The organism is Nonomuraea sp. NPDC050328 (assembly GCF_044459405.1).
Lineage (GTDB): Bacteria > Actinomycetota > Actinomycetes > Streptosporangiales > Streptosporangiaceae > Nonomuraea.
In genome coordinates, this window is the sequence record NZ_JBITIW010000004.1 from 22835 (window position 1) to 41449 (window position 18615).

At 68.9% G+C, this 18615-nt stretch carries 17 protein-coding genes, 2 tRNA genes and 1 pseudogene; 14 read left to right on the forward strand and 6 right to left on the reverse strand.

Features of this window, described 5'->3' with window-relative positions; genetic code table 11:
- The first annotated feature begins 7 nt into the window (after positions 1–7).
- Genes ACIBG7_RS16235 through ACIBG7_RS16275 form a run of 9 tightly spaced genes read left to right on the forward strand, consistent with a single transcriptional unit; the run spans position 8 to position 10172 of the window.
- Positions 8–769, forward strand: a complete 762-nt coding sequence (locus ACIBG7_RS16235; protein ID WP_397336724.1) for a glutathione S-transferase C-terminal domain-containing protein — start codon at positions 8–10, stop codon at positions 767–769.
- Entirely contained in the window at positions 766–2073 is a 1308-nt protein-coding gene (locus ACIBG7_RS16240; RefSeq protein WP_397336725.1) for an NtaA/DmoA family FMN-dependent monooxygenase, read from the forward strand. Before ACIBG7_RS16235 ends, ACIBG7_RS16240 begins: the two co-directional genes overlap by 4 nt.
- Complete coding sequence (locus ACIBG7_RS16245; protein WP_397336726.1) at positions 2070–3206, forward strand: LLM class flavin-dependent oxidoreductase; 1137 nt, start codon at positions 2070–2072, stop codon at positions 3204–3206. The genes ACIBG7_RS16240 and ACIBG7_RS16245 overlap by 4 nt, the downstream gene beginning before the upstream one ends.
- Positions 3203–4210, forward strand: coding sequence for an LLM class flavin-dependent oxidoreductase (locus ACIBG7_RS16250; protein ID WP_357918554.1), 1008 nt, complete (start codon positions 3203–3205; stop codon positions 4208–4210). The genes ACIBG7_RS16245 and ACIBG7_RS16250 overlap by 4 nt, the downstream gene beginning before the upstream one ends.
- Positions 4207–5298: an LLM class flavin-dependent oxidoreductase gene (locus ACIBG7_RS16255; RefSeq protein ID WP_397336727.1), complete on the forward strand. Its 1092-nt coding sequence runs from the start codon at positions 4207–4209 to the stop codon at positions 5296–5298. Before ACIBG7_RS16250 ends, ACIBG7_RS16255 begins: the two co-directional genes overlap by 4 nt.
- Positions 5295–6890: an ABC transporter substrate-binding protein gene (locus tag ACIBG7_RS16260; RefSeq protein ID WP_397336728.1), complete on the forward strand. Its 1596-nt coding sequence runs from the start codon at positions 5295–5297 to the stop codon at positions 6888–6890. The genes ACIBG7_RS16255 and ACIBG7_RS16260 overlap by 4 nt, the downstream gene beginning before the upstream one ends.
- The gene (locus tag ACIBG7_RS16265) at positions 6887–7789 is read left to right on the forward strand and encodes an ABC transporter permease (protein WP_397336729.1); all 903 of its coding nucleotides are present in this window, start codon (positions 6887–6889) and stop codon (positions 7787–7789) included. The genes ACIBG7_RS16260 and ACIBG7_RS16265 overlap by 4 nt, the downstream gene beginning before the upstream one ends.
- A complete protein-coding gene (locus ACIBG7_RS16270; protein WP_397336730.1) occupies positions 7789–8613 on the forward strand; it encodes an ABC transporter permease in 825 nt (274 codons plus the stop codon). The genes ACIBG7_RS16265 and ACIBG7_RS16270 overlap by 1 nt, the downstream gene beginning before the upstream one ends.
- On the forward strand, positions 8610–10172 hold the full coding sequence (locus tag ACIBG7_RS16275; RefSeq protein ID WP_397336731.1) for a dipeptide ABC transporter ATP-binding protein: 1563 nt from the start codon (positions 8610–8612) through the stop codon (positions 10170–10172). Before ACIBG7_RS16270 ends, ACIBG7_RS16275 begins: the two co-directional genes overlap by 4 nt.
- A 136-nt stretch (positions 10173–10308) precedes the next feature.
- Here ACIBG7_RS16275 and ACIBG7_RS16280 read toward each other — a convergent pair whose 3' ends face one another.
- Positions 10309–10920, reverse strand: a complete 612-nt coding sequence (locus ACIBG7_RS16280) for an LUD domain-containing protein (RefSeq protein WP_397336732.1) — start codon at positions 10918–10920, stop codon at positions 10309–10311.
- A 101-nt stretch (positions 10921–11021) separates the two neighbouring features.
- On the opposite strand from ACIBG7_RS16280, the gene ACIBG7_RS16285 reads away from it, so the two are divergent.
- Positions 11022–11444, forward strand: a complete 423-nt coding sequence (locus ACIBG7_RS16285; RefSeq protein ID WP_357918535.1) for a helix-turn-helix domain-containing protein — start codon at positions 11022–11024, stop codon at positions 11442–11444.
- A gap of 77 nt (positions 11445–11521) precedes the next feature.
- Here ACIBG7_RS16285 and ACIBG7_RS16290 read toward each other — a convergent pair.
- Together ACIBG7_RS16290 and ACIBG7_RS16295 are read right to left on the reverse strand one after the other, a co-directional pair.
- Positions 11522–11604, reverse strand: a tRNA-Leu gene (locus tag ACIBG7_RS16290).
- 74 nt (positions 11605–11678) lie between these two features.
- Positions 11679–12485, reverse strand: a complete 807-nt coding sequence (locus tag ACIBG7_RS16295; protein ID WP_397336733.1) for a UTRA domain-containing protein — start codon at positions 12483–12485, stop codon at positions 11679–11681.
- Positions 12486–12615: 130 nt separating this feature from the next.
- Here ACIBG7_RS16295 and ACIBG7_RS16300 point away from each other — a divergent pair, with 130 nt between their 5' ends.
- On the forward strand, positions 12616–13041 hold the full coding sequence (locus tag ACIBG7_RS16300) for a hypothetical protein (RefSeq protein WP_397336734.1): 426 nt from the start codon (positions 12616–12618) through the stop codon (positions 13039–13041).
- An 890-nt stretch (positions 13042–13931) separates the two neighbouring features.
- Here the strand turns inward: ACIBG7_RS16300 and ACIBG7_RS16305 are convergent.
- Positions 13932–14828, reverse strand: coding sequence for a GntR family transcriptional regulator (locus ACIBG7_RS16305; RefSeq protein ID WP_397336735.1), 897 nt, complete (start codon positions 14826–14828; stop codon positions 13932–13934).
- 200 nt (positions 14829–15028) lie between these two features.
- On the opposite strand from ACIBG7_RS16305, the pseudogene ACIBG7_RS16310 reads away from it, so the two are divergent.
- The 3 genes and pseudogenes from ACIBG7_RS16310 to xerC all read left to right on the forward strand — a co-directional run.
- A pseudogene (locus ACIBG7_RS16310) lies at positions 15029–16285 on the forward strand (replication initiator); the annotation flags it as partial.
- A 104-nt stretch (positions 16286–16389) separates the two neighbouring features.
- The gene (locus ACIBG7_RS16315) at positions 16390–16590 is read left to right on the forward strand and encodes a helix-turn-helix domain-containing protein (RefSeq protein ID WP_397336736.1); all 201 of its coding nucleotides are present in this window, start codon (positions 16390–16392) and stop codon (positions 16588–16590) included.
- Positions 16587–17741, forward strand: a complete 1155-nt coding sequence (gene xerC / locus ACIBG7_RS16320; protein WP_397336737.1) for a tyrosine recombinase XerC — start codon at positions 16587–16589, stop codon at positions 17739–17741. The genes ACIBG7_RS16315 and xerC overlap by 4 nt, the downstream gene beginning before the upstream one ends.
- 79 nt (positions 17742–17820) lie before the next feature.
- On the opposite strand, the gene ACIBG7_RS16325 is transcribed toward xerC, so the two are convergent.
- Positions 17821–17894, reverse strand: a tRNA-Ile gene (locus ACIBG7_RS16325).
- Positions 17895–17997: 103 nt separating this feature from the next.
- On the reverse strand, positions 17998–18615 hold the full coding sequence (locus ACIBG7_RS16330; RefSeq protein WP_357918532.1) for a DUF3566 domain-containing protein: 618 nt from the start codon (positions 18613–18615) through the stop codon (positions 17998–18000).

The window sequence follows — 18615 nt, forward strand, 5'->3', positions numbered from 1 at the left end:
AGGACACGTGTCCGTCTCCACGCACGCCTACGCCGGCCCCGTCGACCTCGCCACCTACGGTCCCTACACCCGGGGAGAGCCGATCTACCCCTTCAAGGGCCGCATCGGCACCGAAGCCTTCCCCGCCGAGCCCGGCCGCTACCACCTGTACGTCGCCTGGGTCTGCCCCTACGCCCATCGCGCCGCGATCGTCCGCAAGCTCAAGGGTCTGGAGGAGGTCGTCTCCCTGTCCTATGTCGACGACGAGCGCGACGGCCGGGGCTGGGCGTTCAGGGAACGTCGTGGACACGACCCGATCAACGGCTTCACCCTGCTGGAACAGGCCTACGAGGCCACCGAGAAGGGGTACGGCGGGCACATCTCGGTCCCCGTGCTCTGGGACGGCAAGAACGGCGTGATCGTCAGCAACGACTTTCCGGACATCACCCTCGACCTGGCCACCGCGTTCGAGCAGTGGGCCGACGCCTCCGTCGACCTCTACCCGGTCGCCCTGCGCCCGGAGATCGACGAGCTCAACGCCTGGATCTACCAGAACGTCAACAGGGGTGTCTCCCCCGGCGCGCTGGAGCGGCTGGACGAGCGGCTGTCCGGGCAGCGGTTCCTGCTCGGCGAGACGATCACCGAGCCGGACGTGCGCCTGTGGGTGACGCTGGTCAGACTCGGTCCCGAGCACGACCTGGCCAGCCACCGGCACCTGTGGACCTACGCCCACACGCTCCACGAGCTGCCCGCCTTCAGGGACACCACCGAAGCCTGGCGGGATCGATGACCCGCAGGCAGGTCCACCTGGCGGCTCATTTCCCCGGCGTCAACAACACCACGGTCTGGACCGACCCGCGCTCGGGCAGCCAGATCGACTTCGCCTCCTTCGTCCATCTGGCCAGGACGGCCGAGCGCGGCAAGTTCGACTTCTTCTTCCTCGCCGAGGGCTTGCGGTTGCGCGAGCTCAAGGGCCGCATCCACGATCTGGACGTGGTGGGACGGCCGGAGTCGCTCACCGTGCTCAGCGCGCTGGCCGCGGTGACGGAATGGCTGGGCCTGGCCGGGACCGTCAACGCCACCTTCAACGAGCCCTACGAGCTGGCCAGGCGGCTGTCCACGCTCGACCATCTGAGCGGGGGCCGGGCCGCCTGGAACGTGGTGACCACCTCCGACGCCTTCACCGGCGAGAACTTCCGCCGCGGCGGCTACCTCGACAAGGCGCACCGCTACGAGCGGGCCGAGGAGTTCGTACGGCTCGCGCGAGAGCTGTGGGACTCCTGGCGGCCCGACGCCATCGTGGCCGATCCCTCAACGGGACGGTTCCTGCGCGACGACGGCATCGGGACGGTCGAGCACCGGGGCACGCACTTCTCCGTGGAGGGCCGCTTCACCCTGCCCCGCAGCCCCCAGGGACATCCCGTGATCATCCAGGCGGGCGACTCCGACGAGGGGCGCGAGTTCGCCGCCGCCAACGCCGACGTGATCTTCACCCCGCACGTCGATCCAGTCTTCTACGCCGACGTCAAAGGCCGCCTGGCCGCCTACGGCCGGAAGCCGCACCAGCTCAAGATCATGCCCGGAGTGACCTTCGCGCTCGGCGACACCGAGGCCGAAGCGGTCGAGAACGCCGCGGCCATCCGCCGCCAGCAGGTCGGCCCGCAGACCGCGATCGCCTTCCTGGAGCAGATCTGGGGTCGTGACATGTCGGCCTACGACCCGGACGGCCCGCTACCGGACGTGGAGCCGGACCTGGCAGAAGGCGTCTCCCAGGGTCGGGTGCCGGTCAAGGACCGCGCCGCCGTGGCCGCCAAGTGGCGGGCGCTGGCCGAGGAGAAGGATCTGACGATCCGTGAGCTGGTCATCGAGGTGACCGGGCGGCAGACCTTCATCGGCACCCCGCAGAGCGTGGCCCGGCAGATCGACGAGCAGGTGCAGGCGAACGCCGCCGACGGCTTCATCCTCGTGCCGCACCTGACACCGGGCGGGCTAGACGAGTTCGTCGACCGGGTGGTGCCGGAGCTGCAGGAGCGCGGCGTCTTCCGCACCGAGTACACCGGCTCCACCCTTCGTGACCATCTGGAGCTCGCATGACGTTGCACCTGGCCGTGGCCCTGGATGGGGCGGGCTGGCATCCGGCCGCCTGGCGGGAGTCCGCAGCGGATCTCTTCTCCGCCCGCTACTGGGCCGGGCTGGTCGCCGAGGCGGAGCGGGGACTGCTCGACTTCGTCACCATCGAGGACTCCTTGGGGCTGCAGTCCACCCTGCCCGACGGACCGGACGAGCGGACCGACCGGGTGCGCGGCCGGTTCGACGCGGTGCTTCTCGCCGCCCGGCTGGCCCCCCTGACCACCCGGATCGGCCTGGTGCCGACCGCCACCACGACCCACACCGAGCCGTTCCACGTGGCTCTCGGCATCGCCACGCTCGACCACGTCAGCGGCGGCCGGGCCGGGTGGCGGGTGCAGATCTCGGCCCGCGCCTCGGAGGCGCGGCTGGTCGGCCGCCGGGAGTTCCCGCCGCTCGATTCGGTCAAGAGCGATGATCCGCACGTGCTCGACCTGTTCGCCGAGGCCGCCGACTCGGTGGAGGTGGCGCGGCGGCTCTGGGACAGCTGGGAGGACGACGCCGAGATCCGCGACGTGGCCACCGGCCGGTTCATCGACCGGGACAAGCTCCACTACGCCGACTTCGCGGGGCGGTTCTTCTCCGTCAAGGGGCCGTCGATCACGCCGCGACCTCCTCAGGGACAGCCGGTGGTGACGGCTCTGGCGCATGCGCGCCTGCCGTACGAGTTCGCGGCGGCAAGCGCCGACGTCGTCTACGTCACCCCGCACTCGGCCGAGGAGGCCGGCGCCATCGTGGAGGAGGTCAGGGGGCTGTCCGGCGAGGTGAAGATCTTCGCCGATCTCCTGGTCTTCCTCGGCGACGGCGCGGCCCGTCGCAAGGGGCGCCTGGACGAGCTCGACGAGCTCTCCTCCGATGCGGCGACCTTCACCGGGACCGCCGTGGAGCTGGCCGACGTGCTGCTGGAGTGGCGGCGGGCCGGGATCCAGGGGTTCCGGCTGCGCCCGGGCGCCGTGCCGTACGACCTGGAACAGATCACGCGCGGGCTGACCGCAGAGTTGCGCCGGCGCGGGGCGTTCAGGAGCGGCTACGAGGCCACCACCCTGCGCGGGCTGCTCGGCTTGGCACGCCCCGCCAGCCGCTACGCGGAGGCGTCATGAAATTTCTGGCCATCACGTTGATAGTCCACAACGGGGAGAAGTCGACCACCGAGCGATTCCGCGAGGTCGTCCAGAACGCCGTCCTGGCCGAGGAGCTCGGCTTCGACGGGTTCGGCGTGGGTGAACGGCACGAGCGGCCCTTCATCTCCTCCTCTCCCCCGGTCGTGCTCAGCCACATCGCGGCGAAGACCTCCAGGATCCGGCTGTTCACCGCAGTCACCACGCTGAGCCTGCTGGACCCGGTGCGGGCCTACGAGGACTACGCCACCCTCGACCACCTGTCGGACGGGCGGCTGGAGCTGATCATCGGCAAGGGCAACGGCGCCGCGCAGGCCGAGCTCTTCCACGTCACGACCGAGGACCAGTGGGAGCGCAACCACGAGAGCTACGAGTTGTTCCGCCGGCTGTGGCGGGAGGAGAAGGTCACCTGGAGCGGGCGTTTCCGCCCGCCGCTCGTCGAGGCGGAGACCTGGCCTCGGCCCCTCCAGCAGCCGATCAGGGTCTGGCACGGCAGCGCCACCAGCAAGGCGTCGGTGGACCTGGCCGCCCACTACGGCGATCCGCTCTTCTCCGCGAACGTCACCAATCCCATCGACCCGTACGCCGAGCTGATCGACTACTACCGGGAGCGCTGGGAGCACTACGGGCACGATCCCGCGGACGCGCTGGTCGGAGCGGGCAGCGCCGGGTTCTACGCGGCCCGCACCTCGCAGGAGGCCATCGAGACCTACCGGCCGATCTACGAGGCCCGCCTGGCCTTCCAGCGCAGGCTCGGCATCCCGATCGTCTTCCCGTCCCTGGAGGACGCCATCGAGCGCAGCTCGATCCTGATCGGCAGCCCGCAGCAGATCATCGACAAGGTCCTGCGCTACCACAAGCGCTTCGGCCACCGGGTCATGCACCTGCCCGTCGACGCCGACGGCCTGACCCCCGGGCAGCATCGCGCCGCGCTGGAGCTGTTCCAGTCCGACATCGCCCCCGTGCTGCGCAAGGAGATCCCATGACGCTGTCCATCCTGGACCTGGCCCCCATCGTCTCAGGCGGCACCGCCGCCGAGGCGCTCCGCAACACCCTTGACCTGGCGCGAAAGGCCGAGGGGTACGGCTACCGCCGCTACTGGCTGGCCGAACACCATTTCGCGCCCGGCGTGGCCAGCTCGGCCCCGGCCGTGCTGATCGCCCTCGTGGCGGCGGCCACCTCGACGATCCGCGTCGGGTCGGGGGCGGTGCAACTCGGGCACCAGACGCCCCTGTCGGTAGTCGAGCAGTTCGGGCTGATCGACGCGCTCCACCCGGGCCGCATCGACCTGGGCATCGGCCGCTCGGGACAGCGCCGCGCCGAACTGGCCGTCTCCGCCGGCTTCGAGAGCAAGCCCGCCGAGATCGTCGACGGTCTGCTCATCCCGCCGCCCTTCGACTGGTCGCGGCTGGCCAAGCACCCGCACCTGGCCCACTACGCCACCCTGCTCCAGCAGCCCGGCGCGCAGACACCGGACTTCGCCGACCAGATCGACGACGTGCTCGCCTTCCTGCACGGCACGCACGACGCGCACGCCGTCCCCGGCGAGGGCGCCGCGGTGCAGGTGTGGATCCTGGGCAGCAGCGGCGGGCAGAGCGCCCAGGTCGCCGGGGAACGCGGGCTGCCCTTCGTGGCGAACTACCACGTCAGCCCGTCCAGCGTGCTGGAGGCGGTCGAGGCCTACCGGGAGGCGTTCAAGCCCTCCACCGAGCTGGCCGAGCCGTACGTGATCGTCTCGGCGGACGCCGTCGTCGCCGAGGACGAGGTGCGCGCCCGCGAGCTGGCCAAGGGCTATGACCTGTGGGTCCGCAGCATCAGGACCGGCGCGGGCGCGATGCCGTACCCCTCTCCTGCCGAGGCCGACGCCCACGTCTGGAGCGACGCCGAGCGCGAGCTGGTGCAGGACCGGGTCGACACCCGGTTCGTCGGCTCGCCGCGGCAGGTCGCCGACGGGCTGCGCGTGCTGCGCCGGGTCACCGGCGCCGACGAGCTGCTCGTCACCACCATCACCTACGAACACGACGACCGCGTGCGCTCCTACGAGCTGCTCGCCGAAGCTTGGAACCACCAGTGAAGCGCATCCCCGCTCTCCTCCCCTCCCTCCTGCTCACCCTGGCCGCCTGCGGCACGCAGCCCGCGCAAAGCACCGCCTCCACGTCGCTGACCTGGGCCGTCGAGACACAACCCCTTACGTTCAACCCGCAGCTGTGGGCGCAGAACAAGGCCAGGCTGCTGGTGTTCAACCAGTTCGACGCGCTCCTCTCGCGCGGCGAGGACGGTTCCTTCCAGCCGTGGCTCGCCAAGGCGTGGAAGGTGTCGGACGACGGGCTGACCTACACCCTGGACCTGCGTGAGGACGTCACCTTCCACGACGGCACCAAGTTCGACGCCGCCGCGGTCAAGGCCAACTTCGAGCAGTTCCTGGTGCCCGGCTACAACCCGGCGGTGGCCTCGATCCAGCTGAAGTCCTTCGCCAAGGCCGAGGTGGCCTCGCCGTACCGAGTGAAGGTGACGCTGAAGACGCCCGACGCGCTCTTCCCGGACTTCCTCGCCTCGCCGTACGCCGGGCAGGTCTCACCGAAGTCGCTCAAGAGCGCCAAGGACCTCAAGTTCGGCGGCCCCGACCTGGTCGGCACCGGGCCGTTCATCCTCGACCGGTACGTCCAGGGGCAGGAGGTCCGCTACCGCCGCAACCCCGCCTACAACTGGCCGCCCGCACGGGCGGCGCACCAGGGTCCCGCCCACCTGGCGGAGATCACCTACCGGTTCCTGCCCGAGGCGGCGGTCCGGGTCGGCGCGCTCACCTCCGGCCAGGTGCAGGTCATCGAGGGGGTGCCTGCGACCGAGGTCGCCCTGATCAAGAAGGATCCGAACCTGACGTTGCAGACGTCCTTGAATTCGGGCACCGCCTACTCCTACTACTTCAACACCTCTCACGCCCCCTTCGACGACAAGCGGGTCCGCGAGGCCTTCCGCGAGGCCGTGGACGTCGACGCGGTGCTGGCCTCCGTCTACCAGGGCACCGCGACCAGGGCGTGGAGCATCGTCGGCAAGCGCAGCCCCTTTTACGACGCGACGCTGGAGAAGTCCTTCGGTGGCGACGTGGCCAAGGCCAACGCCCTGCTCGACGCGGCCGGCTGGAAGGAGCGCGACGCCGAGGGCTTCCGCGTCAAGGACGGCAAGCGGCTCACTGTGCGGGAGGTCGCCTCCGCGCCGTTCGTCCGCGACCGCCGCGACATCCTCGCCCAGGCCATCCAAGCCCAGGTCAAGCAGAACGCCGGCATCGACTTCCAGGTCAAGATCGTCGACCAGGGCACCGCGCAGAAGGCCCTGGAGGAGGGCGAGTACGAGCTGTTCGGCAACTCGCGCGGCGACTCCGACGCCGGGGCTGCTCTCAACCTCCTCCTGCCGGGCAAGGCCGCGATCAACCGCACCCACTTCGCCGACCCGCACCTGGACGAATGGCTGGCCGCGGCCGCTTCCACCGGCGACCGCAAGGAGCTGTACGGCAAGGTGCAGCAGGCGGTGGTGCGGGAACACGCCATCGTCTTCCCGCTCTACGTCCCCGCCGACCAGATCGCCGCGTCCAAGAGCGTCCAGGGCCTCGGCTTCGACCCGGCCTCCGGCACCCCTGCCGGCGCCTACGACGTGCGCCTCGGCACATGATCAAGCGCCTGGGCACCGGGCTGGCCGTGCTCTGGGCCGCCGCCACCGCCTCCTACGTCGCGCTCCTGCTCGCTCCCGGCGACACCGTCGACATCCTCGTCGGCGAGGGGCCCGACACTCCGGAGATCCGGGCGCGGATCATCGCCGAGTGGGGGCTGGACCGGCCGGAGATCGTCCAGTACCTGTCCTACCTGTGGCGGCTGCTCCACGGCGACCTCGGCCGCTCCTACCAGCAGCAGCGCGACGTCGGCGAGATCCTGTCCACCCAGCTCTGGCCGACCGCCGAGCTCACCCTGGCCGCGGCGGTGACCGGGGTGGTGGTGTCGGCGATCATCGCGGTCACCACGGCGGGCCGGGGGCGGTGGCTGCGCGGCGCCGCCTCCGCCGCCGAGCTGGTCTCGGTGTCGGTCCCGCCGTTCCTGATCGGGATCGTGTTGCTGTCGGTGTTCTCCTTCACGTTCGGCTGGTTCCCCGTCTCCGGGGCTCAGGGATCGTCCGCGCTGGTCCTGCCCGCGCTCGCGCTGGGCCTGCCCATCGCCGGAGTGCTCGGCCAGGTGCTGCGCGGCGGGATCGAGCGGGCGCTGGAGCAGCCGTTCGCGGTGACGGCCCGGGCTCGCGGGCTCACCGAGCGCGCGCTGGTCGTCCGCCACGCCGTACGGCACGCGCTCATCCCCGCCGTGACGCTGGCCGGCTGGTTCACCGGGACGCTCCTGGGCGGCGCGGTGATCACCGAGGTGCTGTTCGGCCGCCCCGGGCTCGGCCAGGTCGCGATGCAGGCGGTGACCGGGCGGGACATGCCCGTCGTCATGGCGGTCGTGCTGCTGTCGGCCGTGGTGTACGTCGTCCTCAGCACGCTGCTCGACCTGGCCTATCGGGTCATCGACCCCCGGATCCGCTGATGAGCGTGCTCACCCGCGGCGCTCCCGGCCGCATCCGGCTCCTTCCGGTGGCCTACCTCGCTCTGCTCGCCCTCGCTGTGGCCGCTCCCTGGCTCCTCACCGGCACCGACCCCCTGGCCGCCGACCCGCTGGCCGCGCTCACCCCGCCCGGCGCCGACCACTGGCTCGGCAGCGATCATCTCGGCCGCGACGTGCTGGCCAGGGTGCTGTACGGCGCGCGTCACTCCGTCAGCATCGGCGTCGCCGCCACCGCCCTGGCCGTCACCGCCGGCGTCCTGCTCGGCCTGGCCGCCGGGCTGGCACCGAAGTGGCTGGACGAGGCGCTGGCCCGCTCGTTCGACGTCCTGTCCACCCTGCCCGAGCTGCTGCTCGCCCTCTTGGTGGTGGCGATCACCGGACCCGGCACCGGCAACGCGATCCTCGCCATCGCCATCGCCCAGATCCCGAACTACGCCCGCGTCATCCGCGCCCAGACCTTCGTCGTACGCCGCTCCGGCTATGTCGAGCACGCTGTCACCTTCGGCCACTCCCGCCTGGCGATCACCGCCGGTCATGTCCTGCCCAACGTGCTCGGCCCGATCCCGGTGCTGGCCACCATCGGGCTCGGCCAGGCCGTGATCGCCGGGTCCGGTCTCAGCTTCCTCGGCATGGGGCCGCAACCGCCGGCCGCGGAGTGGGGCGCGATGTTGTCGGAGGCTCGCAACTACCTGCGGGTCGCCTGGTGGGAGGCGCTCTTCCCGGGCCTGGCGATCACCCTCACCGTCGTCTGCCTGACCGTGGTCGGGCGCCGCCTGCAGGCCCGTTTCGAAGGGAGAACCCCGTGATCGTCGCTGTGGAGGATCTGCGCGTGAGCTTCGGCCGGACCGAGGTCGTGCACGGGGTCTCGCTGTCGATCGAGCCGGGCGAGTGTGTGGCGATCGTCGGCGAGTCCGGCTCGGGCAAGAGCGTCACCGCGCGCACCCTGCTCGGCCTGGCCGGACCCGGTGCGAGCGTGCGGGCCTCGGCGTTCCAGGTCGCCGGGCGGGACGCGCTGGGCTTCTCCCCCGGCGACTGGCGACGGGTTCGCGGCCGCTTCGCAGGACTCGTGCTGCAGGACGCGCTGGGATCGCTCGATCCGCTGCGGACCGTGGGCGCCGAGATCACCGAGGCGCTCCACGACGTGGTCCCGCGCGCCCGCCGTACGGACCGAGTGCTGGAGCTGCTCGAAGCCGTGGGCGTGCCGGAACCGGCCCGGCGCGCCCGGCAACGGCCCCACGAGCTCTCCGGCGGCCTGCGCCAGCGCGCGCTGATCGCCTCGGCGATCGCGGCCGACCCCGCTCTCCTCGTCGCCGACGAGCCGACCACCGCGCTCGACGTCACCATCCAGGCGCAGATCCTGCGCCTGCTCGCCGAGCGCAAGACCGCCGGGACCGCGCTGTTGCTGATCAGCCACGACCTGGCCGTGGTCGCCTCCATCGCCGACCGCATCCTGGTCATGAAGGACGGCCGGTTCGTGGAGGAGGGACCCACCGCGCGGGTGCTGGCCGCGCCCGCGCACGACTACACCCGCGCGCTGCTGGGCGCCGTCCCCTCGGCCGCGTCCAGAAACAGCTCCCTCACCACCGGCGCCCCACGCGCCCGCCCCACACCCGATCCGTCCGTCGCCCTGGCCGGAAAGGGACTCACCCGCTCGTACGGCAAGCGCCGCGTCGTCGACGACGTCTCCTTCACCCTGCGCCACGGCGAGACCCTCGGCGTCGTCGGCGAGTCGGGCTCCGGCAAGACCACGCTGGCCCGGCTCGCCCTCGCCCTGCTCGAACCCGACGGAGGCGAGGTTACCCTGGGACAGGGTCCGTGGAGCCGGCTTCGCGAACGCGAGCGCCGTCCCCTGCGAACAAGCGTCCAGCTCATCTCCCAGAATCCGCTGGACTCCTTCGACCCCCGCCATACCGTCGGCCGCCTGGTCGCCGAACCTCTCCGGCTGCCCGGGCCTGAGCGGCGCGCCCGGGTGCTCGACCTGCTGGCACGTGTCGGCCTGCCGGCCGAGATCGCCGATCGGCACCCGCGCGAGCTGTCCGGCGGCCAGCGCCAGCGGGTCGCCATCGCCCGGGCCCTCGGCCCCCGCCCGGACGTGCTGGTCTGCGACGAGCCCGTGTCCGCACTCGACGTCTCCATCCAGGCGCAGGTGCTCGACCTGCTCGCCGACCTCCAGGCCGAGTACGGCACGGCGATCCTGTTCATCTCACACGACCTGGGCGTCGTTCACCATGTCGCCGATCGGGTGCTGGTCATGAAGGACGGCCGGATCGTGGAGGAGGGCGAGGTCGAGGAGGTGTTCACTCGGCCCGCCCACCCTTACACGCAGGCCCTGGTCGCCGCTGTCCCCCGCCTGGAACTGGTCTGACCCCGGCGTCCCAGGCGGACCGAGCAACCCCGGCTGGTCCTTCTGGGTGCCGCGAGCGGCCACCATGAGCACCAGCCCACCACCGCCCCAGCCCGTCCGGCGGCACGCTCTTTCGCTGAGAACTCCCGGCTGTCCTTCAGAAGCCGATCGCCTCATGAACCAGGACGACGGTGCCGCGGTCCGGGAGGGCCTCGCGCTCCATGATGAGAATCTTGCCGATGAAGGAGGAGGAGCCGAACTCCCGCAGCCGCTGGTGCTCCCTCGGCAGGCTGTAGGAGCGGAGCCGCTGCAGGGCCGTCGCCAGGTCCGGCACCACCTTCTGGGCGCCCACCACCCAGATGGCCTTTCCAGCCCCCGAAGCGTACGGAGCGAACTGGCTGCCGCTCGCCGAGGCGACGACCAGGTGGCCTTCCTCGGTCACGGCGTGCACGCTGCCGACGACGACGTCCGGCGTGGCGCCCAGCCGGACACGGGCCAGCAGGTCGTCTCCGAGCTCACCGGCTTTGGCCCGCACGGAGAAGAACTCTCCCGACTCATCGAGATCGGCGGCGATGCCGGACAGCCGGAGCGTCTCGCTGGAGGTGGTGAAGACGCTTTCGTCGCGGGGAACCAGACCGGTGACCAGAGCGCGGGCCTCGGCCACGGTGTCCACGACGTGCACCAGGTAGCCGTTGGCGCGCAGCGCGGCCGCGGCCCGCTCCACCTGGGCAGCCGGTGCGGCGGTGGCGAACTTTTCATCGGGCGGCATGTTGCTCCCTTCCCGTCATTGGCAACGGGATCAGTCTGTATAACCATAAATACCTACAGGAAGTAGGCACTTTTTAGTGCCTCGGTGATGCGGAGATAACCGTGCACGCCAAAGCCCTGCCATCGGCCGTATTGAAGGCACGCGACGAGATGACCTGCCAGGTCCGCGACATCCTCAACCGCGTCGGCGACAAGTGGACCCTGTCGGTCGTCAACGAGCTCGGGCAGGGTGCGCGGCGCTTCACCGCGCTCAAGCACGCCGTCCCAGGGATCAGCCAACGCATGCTGACCGTCACGTTGCGCGTGTTGGAGCGCGATGGGCTCGTCTCTAGGCGCGTGTATCCCGTGGTGCCACCCCGGGTCGACTACCAGCTGACACCGCTTGGCCGCACCTTGCTGGAGCAGGTCTGGGGGCTGATCGATTGGGTCCAGGCGCATCACGGCGACATCGAGGAAGCCCGCGGCCGGTACGACGAGCGACAGGTTCCCGAATCGTTCGACCCGGACGATGGTAAGACCCACTGATCAACTGGGATTACCCACGAAAATCCAAAGGCCAGTTCCGCCATCACGGGACTGGCCTCTGAGCTGGAAAATCTCGGTGGGGCTAAGAGGACTTGAACCTCTGACCTCTTCCTTATCAGGGAAATCAGGAGGGGCCGGGAGCTAGATCGACATCTGCCCCCATCTGCAAAGACATTCCTTGATGATCCACAGACGTCCAGAGAGTTCCGCAGCGATTGTCACTCAGTTAGTCACTCAGAATTCGTCGTACCCGGACACCTGGCCAACGGAGAAGATGTGCCGGTTACCAGCACAGATCGTTTCCAGGACGTGGATGGGCGTGCCCTCGGTGGAGTAGCTCGCCCTGAGCACCTGCACGACCCAATCCCCCGGCTCAAGCTCCAAGGTCTCGCGCTCGAAGACCGTAGGCGGCCGAGCCGTCAGGCTCTCCTCCGCATGCCCGAACGAGTACCCGAGGGCGATCAGAGCAGACTGGAGTGAGGGCTGGACGAACTCTGGTTCGGCCAACCGGGTGTCGCCGAACAGGTCGGCGCGGAAGTAGCTCGTGGCGATCCGGACGGGGATATCGTTCGCCGTCATCATCTTGCGACGCGCGACGATCTCACTGCCGGGCTCGACCCGCAGGCAGGCCGCGACATGATCACTGGCCGGTTCCAGACCGACGTAGAGCATACGGCGATCAGCCCGGAGCCCCTGGCGCTCGGCCTCGGCTAGGAACAACGACTGGGAGCCACGAACGGACGGCTCGGTCGGCAGTGCGCGATGAACGAGCACCTTGGGAGCAGGCAGGGCCGGTCCCTCTGGTGCCCTCGCGGCCGGTCCTTTTCGCATCTGAGAGATGCGGCCAGGCGAGACGCCAAGTCGGGAGGCGATTTCCTCCTGGCTCAAGCCGGACTCGCGCGCCTCCGCAATAGCCTGCCTTCGCATCTTCGCCGCTTCGGTCACCAACCCCTGCTCCTCGGTCATGAGGCGGCTCAGCACACGGGCTCGCTCGACGGGATCAACGATCTCGGCAACTTCCCTCAGCGTCTTCAGGTCCATGAGGTCCATCCTCCTCGATAACCCTCAGTGACTTTAGCCCCCCTATTGCGGGGTCAAGCTACTCGCCCTACTCTCGACTTTAGCCCCCCTAAAGGAGGGGGTGAGAGAGGACCCCCGCCACGGGAGACCGGTGCTGGAACACCGCCCGCAGTCGGGGGTCCTGAAGCGCATCGAGAGCTTTGGGGCGTCCACGATGCTTATTCAGCGTACTGCCATGCCCTCCGACGGCAAGGCAGGGTTAGCCGTGCTTTCGGCTCATCGGCTACAGAGCGAGCTGTCCGCGCAGCATGGCGTTCCATCTGATCTCCACGACGGATACGGCTTGGCCTTGGTATCCGTTTGGGTCGGCCTCGTCGTGTGGTGCGACGGCGAACGGTTCTGGTGGCTCAGCGGCTGGGACGAACGCCGCCACCGGCCGGTATACGCCTGGCACGCCGCCTTGGACATCGAACGCGCGGCCCACCGGATCGCACGACGGCGGCAAACTCTGCTCAGTGATCATCCACTGTCCCCCGCCATTGTCGAGCTCTCCTCGACCACGCTCAGCCGGGAATGACAGTGACCCCCAAGCAGGCACCGGTCGGATGCACGGCCAAGATCGCGAAGTTGCTACACAGCCCAGCCCAGACCAGAGCAGCCGCCTACTTCCTGCGCGGCCAGCACGGGACCATCGTGGCATGTCTGCTCCAGGGAACCCTGGCGCTGGTCGAGTTGGACGATGGGGCAGACCTTCCCGGTGGCGTGCGTCGTTGGGCAGTCCATTGGGACGATCTCCTCATCGACCCCGTTCCGCCTCAGCCTTCGCCACTCGGCGGCGACCATCTTGTGGGGGTTTCGGGTGGGGTTCAGCATGCCGTACCTCGGGGCAAGAAGACGGGCCTGTGTGGTGAGCCCGTCAGTCCCTTGCCGTTCTCCGGCTGGTCGCTGCGCTTCTCGCCTGATGCCGTGCGGGCATGTCCGGCCTGCGCTGAGTTGCTTGCTTCTGCGTGATCGTGGGGCGGGCCGGTTCATCCCACGGCCCACATCTCCCCCGCCCCCGATAGCTGCCCGATTGTGTGTCCCGACCGAGGTGTCAACTCCGTCTTCCACTACCGCCGATGTCGTAGCGGTGCCGCACAGACGGAGTTGACGCCGACCGAGGGACACGAACAATGTGGTATCGGGGGCGGGGGTACGGACATCAGCCCGAAGTCGTTCAAGCAATCGGTAGTGCAGCGGCCGGCGTCCATGCGAAGCACCCCGCAGGGGCCGCGAAGCGGTGGAGGCCGGCGGCGGAACGGCCCTGGAACTCCCTTATGGCTAGTGACTGTCGCGCCGCCAGGAGCGTGGGCGGTGCGCGCCGGGACCGGCCTCCAGGCCGCATGCCCGGTGCGCAGCCGCCCCGGAGCGGGCGGCGGCGCGGCGAGCGAAGCGAGCCCTTGAACCAGTAGAGAAACTTTGAACCAGCTAGAGCATGAGCACGACAGGACCATCCGGGCTCATCTGCGAAACTTCTCCGTCATCGTCGACGCCTGAGGTGTCGCTGGCGGATTCGACGATGGATGCCGTCTCGAACTCCTCGGCCGCCGCCTTGATCTCGGTGGCCTCCAAAGGCTGGCCGTCCTTGCTGAACATGACGCGGCGAATCAGCAGAATGGGCGCTCCGACCTCCAAGTGCAGGCGTAGCCGTTCGGTCTCGTACGGCATGCGAGCCGTGACGGTGGTGAACCACTCGATCGGCCCCCGGTCGGCCTGAATACGCTCGTAGAAGGGGGCGAGCTGGGCCTGGACGCGCCCGCGCTTGTCCTTGGTCGGCGGCGGGATGACGTCGGTGTTTGTGTAGGAGTTGACCTCGATGAAGCGCTTCTTCACGTGCATCCACACGTTGAAACGGTGGTTGATCTTGTGCCCGAGCCGGGTGCCGAGCATCGCGGCGACCTCCCGGTTGGCGGGGATGGTGCGGTTCAGGCCGTAGACCTCGCCTCCCTCGCCGTCGTGCTCGCCCGGGATCGGGACGCGCAGCCATCCCCACGACTGATTGATCGGGTTGAACGCGAGATCGACCAAGTCGGGTCGCGGCTCCGCACCAAGCAAGATCAGAAAGCGATCGGGGACGGTGCGGACAAATGTGCCGCGCCCGCGCACGATGGTGACCAGCCCCTCCAGGACCAGGTTCTTGAGGGCCTGGCGGACGGTGGGTCGCGAGACGCTGTAACGGCTGGCGAGCTGGGTCTCACTCGGCAAGGGACTGCCGGGCGCGTAATGGCCTTCGAGGATGTCGGCGCGCAGCGCTGAGGCGATCACACGCCAGATCGAGTCTTCAGATGGTCCAAGCACTCCGTCGGGAAGTTCGTCGTTTTCCATCTTTCCTCCACTGGACTACTCCACTTGTACTACAGGTTGAGCTACTCTCAAACCATGACACAACTTGTAGTACAAGCAGAAGCACAGGAGCGTTCACGACGAATGGAGGACTGCTTATGACGACGCCCGCGCAGCATCCCGCCTGGATGCACGACCTCACCCGCCTCCTCAACGACCCCCGACACGGCCGCTGGCGACAGATGGTCGCCGCCACCGGCGGCTGCTCCCACCCCATCCACCTGACCGGTGGCTCCACCCTCGTCAATGCCAACACCGGCGAAGTCCTGCACGACTACCAGACCACCGACGAGCCCGGCGGCCACCTGCTCGTCGCCTGCGGCAACCGCCGCGCCGCCGTCTGCCCCGCCTGCGCCCAGCTCTACCAGGCCGACACCTTCCACCTCATCCGCGCCGGACTGACCGGCGGCAAGGACGTCCCCGGCACCGTCGCCACCCACCCCCGCGTCTTCGTCACCCTCACCGCCCCCTCCTTCGGCCCGGTCCACTCCCACCGTGACGGACGGCCCTGCCGCCCCCGCAAGCTCGGCACCCGCTGCGAGCACGACCGGTCCATCGGCTGCCACACCTACCACCACGCCCACGACGAGCGGCTCGGCCAACCCCTATGCCCCGACTGCTACGACTACCCCGGCGCTGTCCTGTGGCAGGCCCACGCAGGCGGGCTCTGGCACCGCTTCACCCTCGCTCTACGACAGCACCTCGCCGACACCACCGGCATGAGCCGCCGCGTCATGAGCCAGCACTTACGGCTCTCGTTCGCCAAGGTGGCCGAGTACCAACGACGCGGCCTGGTCCACTTCCACGCGGTGATCCGCCTCGACGGCCCGGACGGACCCCACACGCCTCCGCCCGCCTGGGCCGACCACGACCTGCTCACCCACGCCATCCCACCCGCCGTACAGCGGGCCACCCTCACCACCCCAGCAAGCGACCTCGGCCAATGGCACCTGACCTGGGGCGACCAACTCGACATCCGCCCCATCCACACCGACGGCCTCAGCGACCAAGCAGTGGCGGGCTATATCGCCAAGTACGCCACCAAGGGCGCGGAAGCCGCCGGCACCATCGACCACCGCCTGTCCTGCCCGGCCTGCACCGGACACGGACGCCTCCCCCGAATCGGCCCATGCGCGCACTGCCACGGCACCGGCCTCAAACCCGGCCTCCACCTCGACACGCTTCCCGTCACCGACCACGCCCGCCGCATGATCCGCACCTGCTGGGACCTCGGCGCACGCCCCGAATACCGAGCGCTCCGCCTGCGCCCCTGGGCTCACATGCTCGGCTTCCGTGGCCACTTCTCCAGCAAGAGCCGCACCTACTCCACCACCCTGACCCAGCTCCGCAACGCCCGCCGCCTCCACCGCGCCGCCCAAGCCCGCCAAGAGCGCGGCCTGCCCGCCCTCGACGACGCCACCACCCTCGTCCTGTCCCACTGGCGCTTCGCCGGAACCGGCTACACCCCCGCCGAAGCGATCATCGCCGAGCACATCCGCCAACGTGTCCAGACCGCCCGCCAAATCGCCCAGCGGGAGGACACATGGGCGCGCCCATCCTCATCCACTCGCGGCGGCTCTACCGGGTCTGCGACGCCATGCGCGTTCTCAGCCTCAGCCGCAGCGTCATCTACGAGCTCATCCGCTCTGGTCGCCTGCGGTCGGTCACCGAAGGCCGTACCCGCCTCATCCCGGCATCCGCCATCGACGACTACATCACCCTGCTCGAACAGGAGGCATCATGACCGCACGACGCAGCAAAGGAGACGGCGGCCTGCACTGGGACGAGGCGCGGCAACGCTGGATCGCCTCCGTCACCGTCGGCTACACGCCCGCCGGAAAGCGCATCGTCAAGAAGGCCAGCGGCAAGACCAAGACCGAAGCCAAGGGCAAGCTCAAAGAGATCATCCGCGACTACGAAGACGGCTTGATCACCAAGGACGACAAGGCCACGGTGGCGCAAGCCGTACGGGACTGGCTGGAGTTCGGCCTGAGCGGTAGGGGAGCCTCCACCGTGACCACCCGCCGCATCCTCGCGGAGCAGCACGTCATTCCGGAACTGGGGGCGCGGAAGCTCCGGGAGCTCTCCGCCGATGATGTGGACAAGTGGCTGGCCAAGAAGGCCAAGGTGCTCAGCACCGACACGCTCCGGAAGATCCATTCCATCCTCAAGCGCTCGATCTCTCGCGCACAGGCGCGCGACAAGGTGAAGCGCAACGTCGTCATGCTCTGCGAGATCCCCAAGGGCCAGGACGGGAGGCCGTCGAAGTCCTTGACGCTCAGCCAGGCGGAAGCCGTCCTCAAGGCGGCTGAGTCTGCCGTACTGCATGCCTACGTAGTGCTGTCGCTGCTCATAGGCGCGCGTACGGAAGAGCTCCGGGCGCTTACCTGGTCGCATGTCGATCTTGACGGACGGCCTGAAGCCGAGCCGCCCGTTCCTCCGTCGATCATGGTGTGGCGCTCCGTGCGGATGGGCGGGGACACGAAGACCCAGAAGTCACGACGCACGCTGGCCCTGCCGAACCGATGTGTGGCGGCTCTGCGAGCGCATCGAGAACAGCAGGAATTGATCAAGAAAAAGGCAGGGGAGCGGTGGCAGGAAAACGATCTGGTGTTCACCAGCAGGATCGGCACACAGTTGGACGCCGCCAACGTACGGCGTGCCCTCCGCGTCATCCTGAAGCGCACTGAGCTCGACCCGGACGAATGGACTCCTCGGGAACTGCGCCACAGCTTCGTGTCGCTCATGTCGGACGCGGGCGTCGCCCTGGAGGACATCGCCAGGCTCGTCGGACACAAGGGCACGGCGGTCACCGAGCGGGTCTATCGCAAGCAGCTCCGACCGGTGCTCCTGGAAGGCGCGGAGGCGATGGACAGGATCTTCAAGGACGAATAGCAAGCGATAGTCACTCAGTTAGTCACTCAGAAGATCAAAAAGGCCGTTTCCGACTACCGGAAACGGCCTTTGGGCTGGGTGGGGCTAAGAGGACTTGAACCTCTGACCTCTTCCTTATCAGGGAAGCGCTCTAACCGTCTGAGCTATAGCCCCGCACACACCGAACCGTATCGCATTCCGACCGGTTGCGGTGACGGAGAAAAGCTTACCAAGTCCTGGGGGCTGCTCGCGCCGCCCCCAGGACGAGATCTCAAAACTACTCAGCCTCACTGAAGGTGACCTCAACACCGCCGACGAGATCCGCCGCGACGTTGTAGATCACCGCCCCGAGGGTGGACAGGGCGGTGATGAGCACCACGTTCACCGCGCCGATCAGCGCGGTGTAGCCGAGGATGCGCACGGGCTCGAACCAGCCGGCGATGTCGAGCCCCAGCGTGTTCTGGCCGTCGGAGTTGTTCAACTGGTTGTACATCTGCACGATCGAGTCGAAAACCCCGAGAGCGGACAGCACGCCGTACAGGACGGCCACAGCCACGAACAGCACCACGAAGCAGACGAGGGACAGCACGAAGCTGAACTTCATCGCCGACCACGGCTCGACGCGGCGCAGGACGAGGTGCGCCTTGCGCGGCAGCCGGGCCTGTGAGGCGGCCTTTCCCTTCTTGGACGATTCGGCGGGCGCCGAGGGGGACGGAGGCGGCGCCTCGGAGGTGAGGGAGGGGCGCACGCGAACGGTGTCGTTCACGTCCTCCTTCTCCTCGACCGCGGCCTTCGTGCCGGCCTCATCGGTCTCCTTCTCCTCGACGGAGACCTTGGGATCGTCCGGCTTCTGCCCATTTTCGCGAGTCTTGGCTGAGCTGCCCTGCACGCTCAT

Excerpts from the sequence above, each read along its gene's own strand:
- ACIBG7_RS16305 (WP_397336735.1), bottom strand. The coding sequence starts at position 14,828 with ATGGAAAACGACGAACTTCCCGACGGAGTGCTTGGACCATCTGAAGAC.
- ACIBG7_RS16255 (WP_397336727.1), top strand. The coding sequence starts at position 4,207 with ATGACGCTGTCCATCCTGGACCTGGCCCCCATCGTCTCAGGCGGCACC.
- xerC (WP_397336737.1), top strand. The coding sequence starts at position 16,587 with ATGACCGCACGACGCAGCAAAGGAGACGGCGGCCTGCACTGGGACGAG.
- ACIBG7_RS16280 (WP_397336732.1), bottom strand. The coding sequence starts at position 10,920 with ATGCCGCCCGATGAAAAGTTCGCCACCGCCGCACCGGCTGCCCAGGTG.
- ACIBG7_RS16250 (WP_357918554.1), top strand. The coding sequence starts at position 3,203 with ATGAAATTTCTGGCCATCACGTTGATAGTCCACAACGGGGAGAAGTCG.
- ACIBG7_RS16315 (WP_397336736.1), top strand. The coding sequence starts at position 16,390 with ATGGGCGCGCCCATCCTCATCCACTCGCGGCGGCTCTACCGGGTCTGC.
- ACIBG7_RS16295 (WP_397336733.1), bottom strand. The coding sequence starts at position 12,485 with ATGGACCTGAAGACGCTGAGGGAAGTTGCCGAGATCGTTGATCCCGTC.
- ACIBG7_RS16265 (WP_397336729.1), top strand. The coding sequence starts at position 6,887 with ATGATCAAGCGCCTGGGCACCGGGCTGGCCGTGCTCTGGGCCGCCGCC.
- ACIBG7_RS16245 (WP_397336726.1), top strand. The coding sequence starts at position 2,070 with ATGACGTTGCACCTGGCCGTGGCCCTGGATGGGGCGGGCTGGCATCCG.
- ACIBG7_RS16330 (WP_357918532.1), bottom strand. The coding sequence starts at position 18,615 with ATGAGCGTGCAGGGCAGCTCAGCCAAGACTCGCGAAAATGGGCAGAAG.
- ACIBG7_RS16270 (WP_397336730.1), top strand. The coding sequence starts at position 7,789 with ATGAGCGTGCTCACCCGCGGCGCTCCCGGCCGCATCCGGCTCCTTCCG.
- ACIBG7_RS16240 (WP_397336725.1), top strand. The coding sequence starts at position 766 with ATGACCCGCAGGCAGGTCCACCTGGCGGCTCATTTCCCCGGCGTCAAC.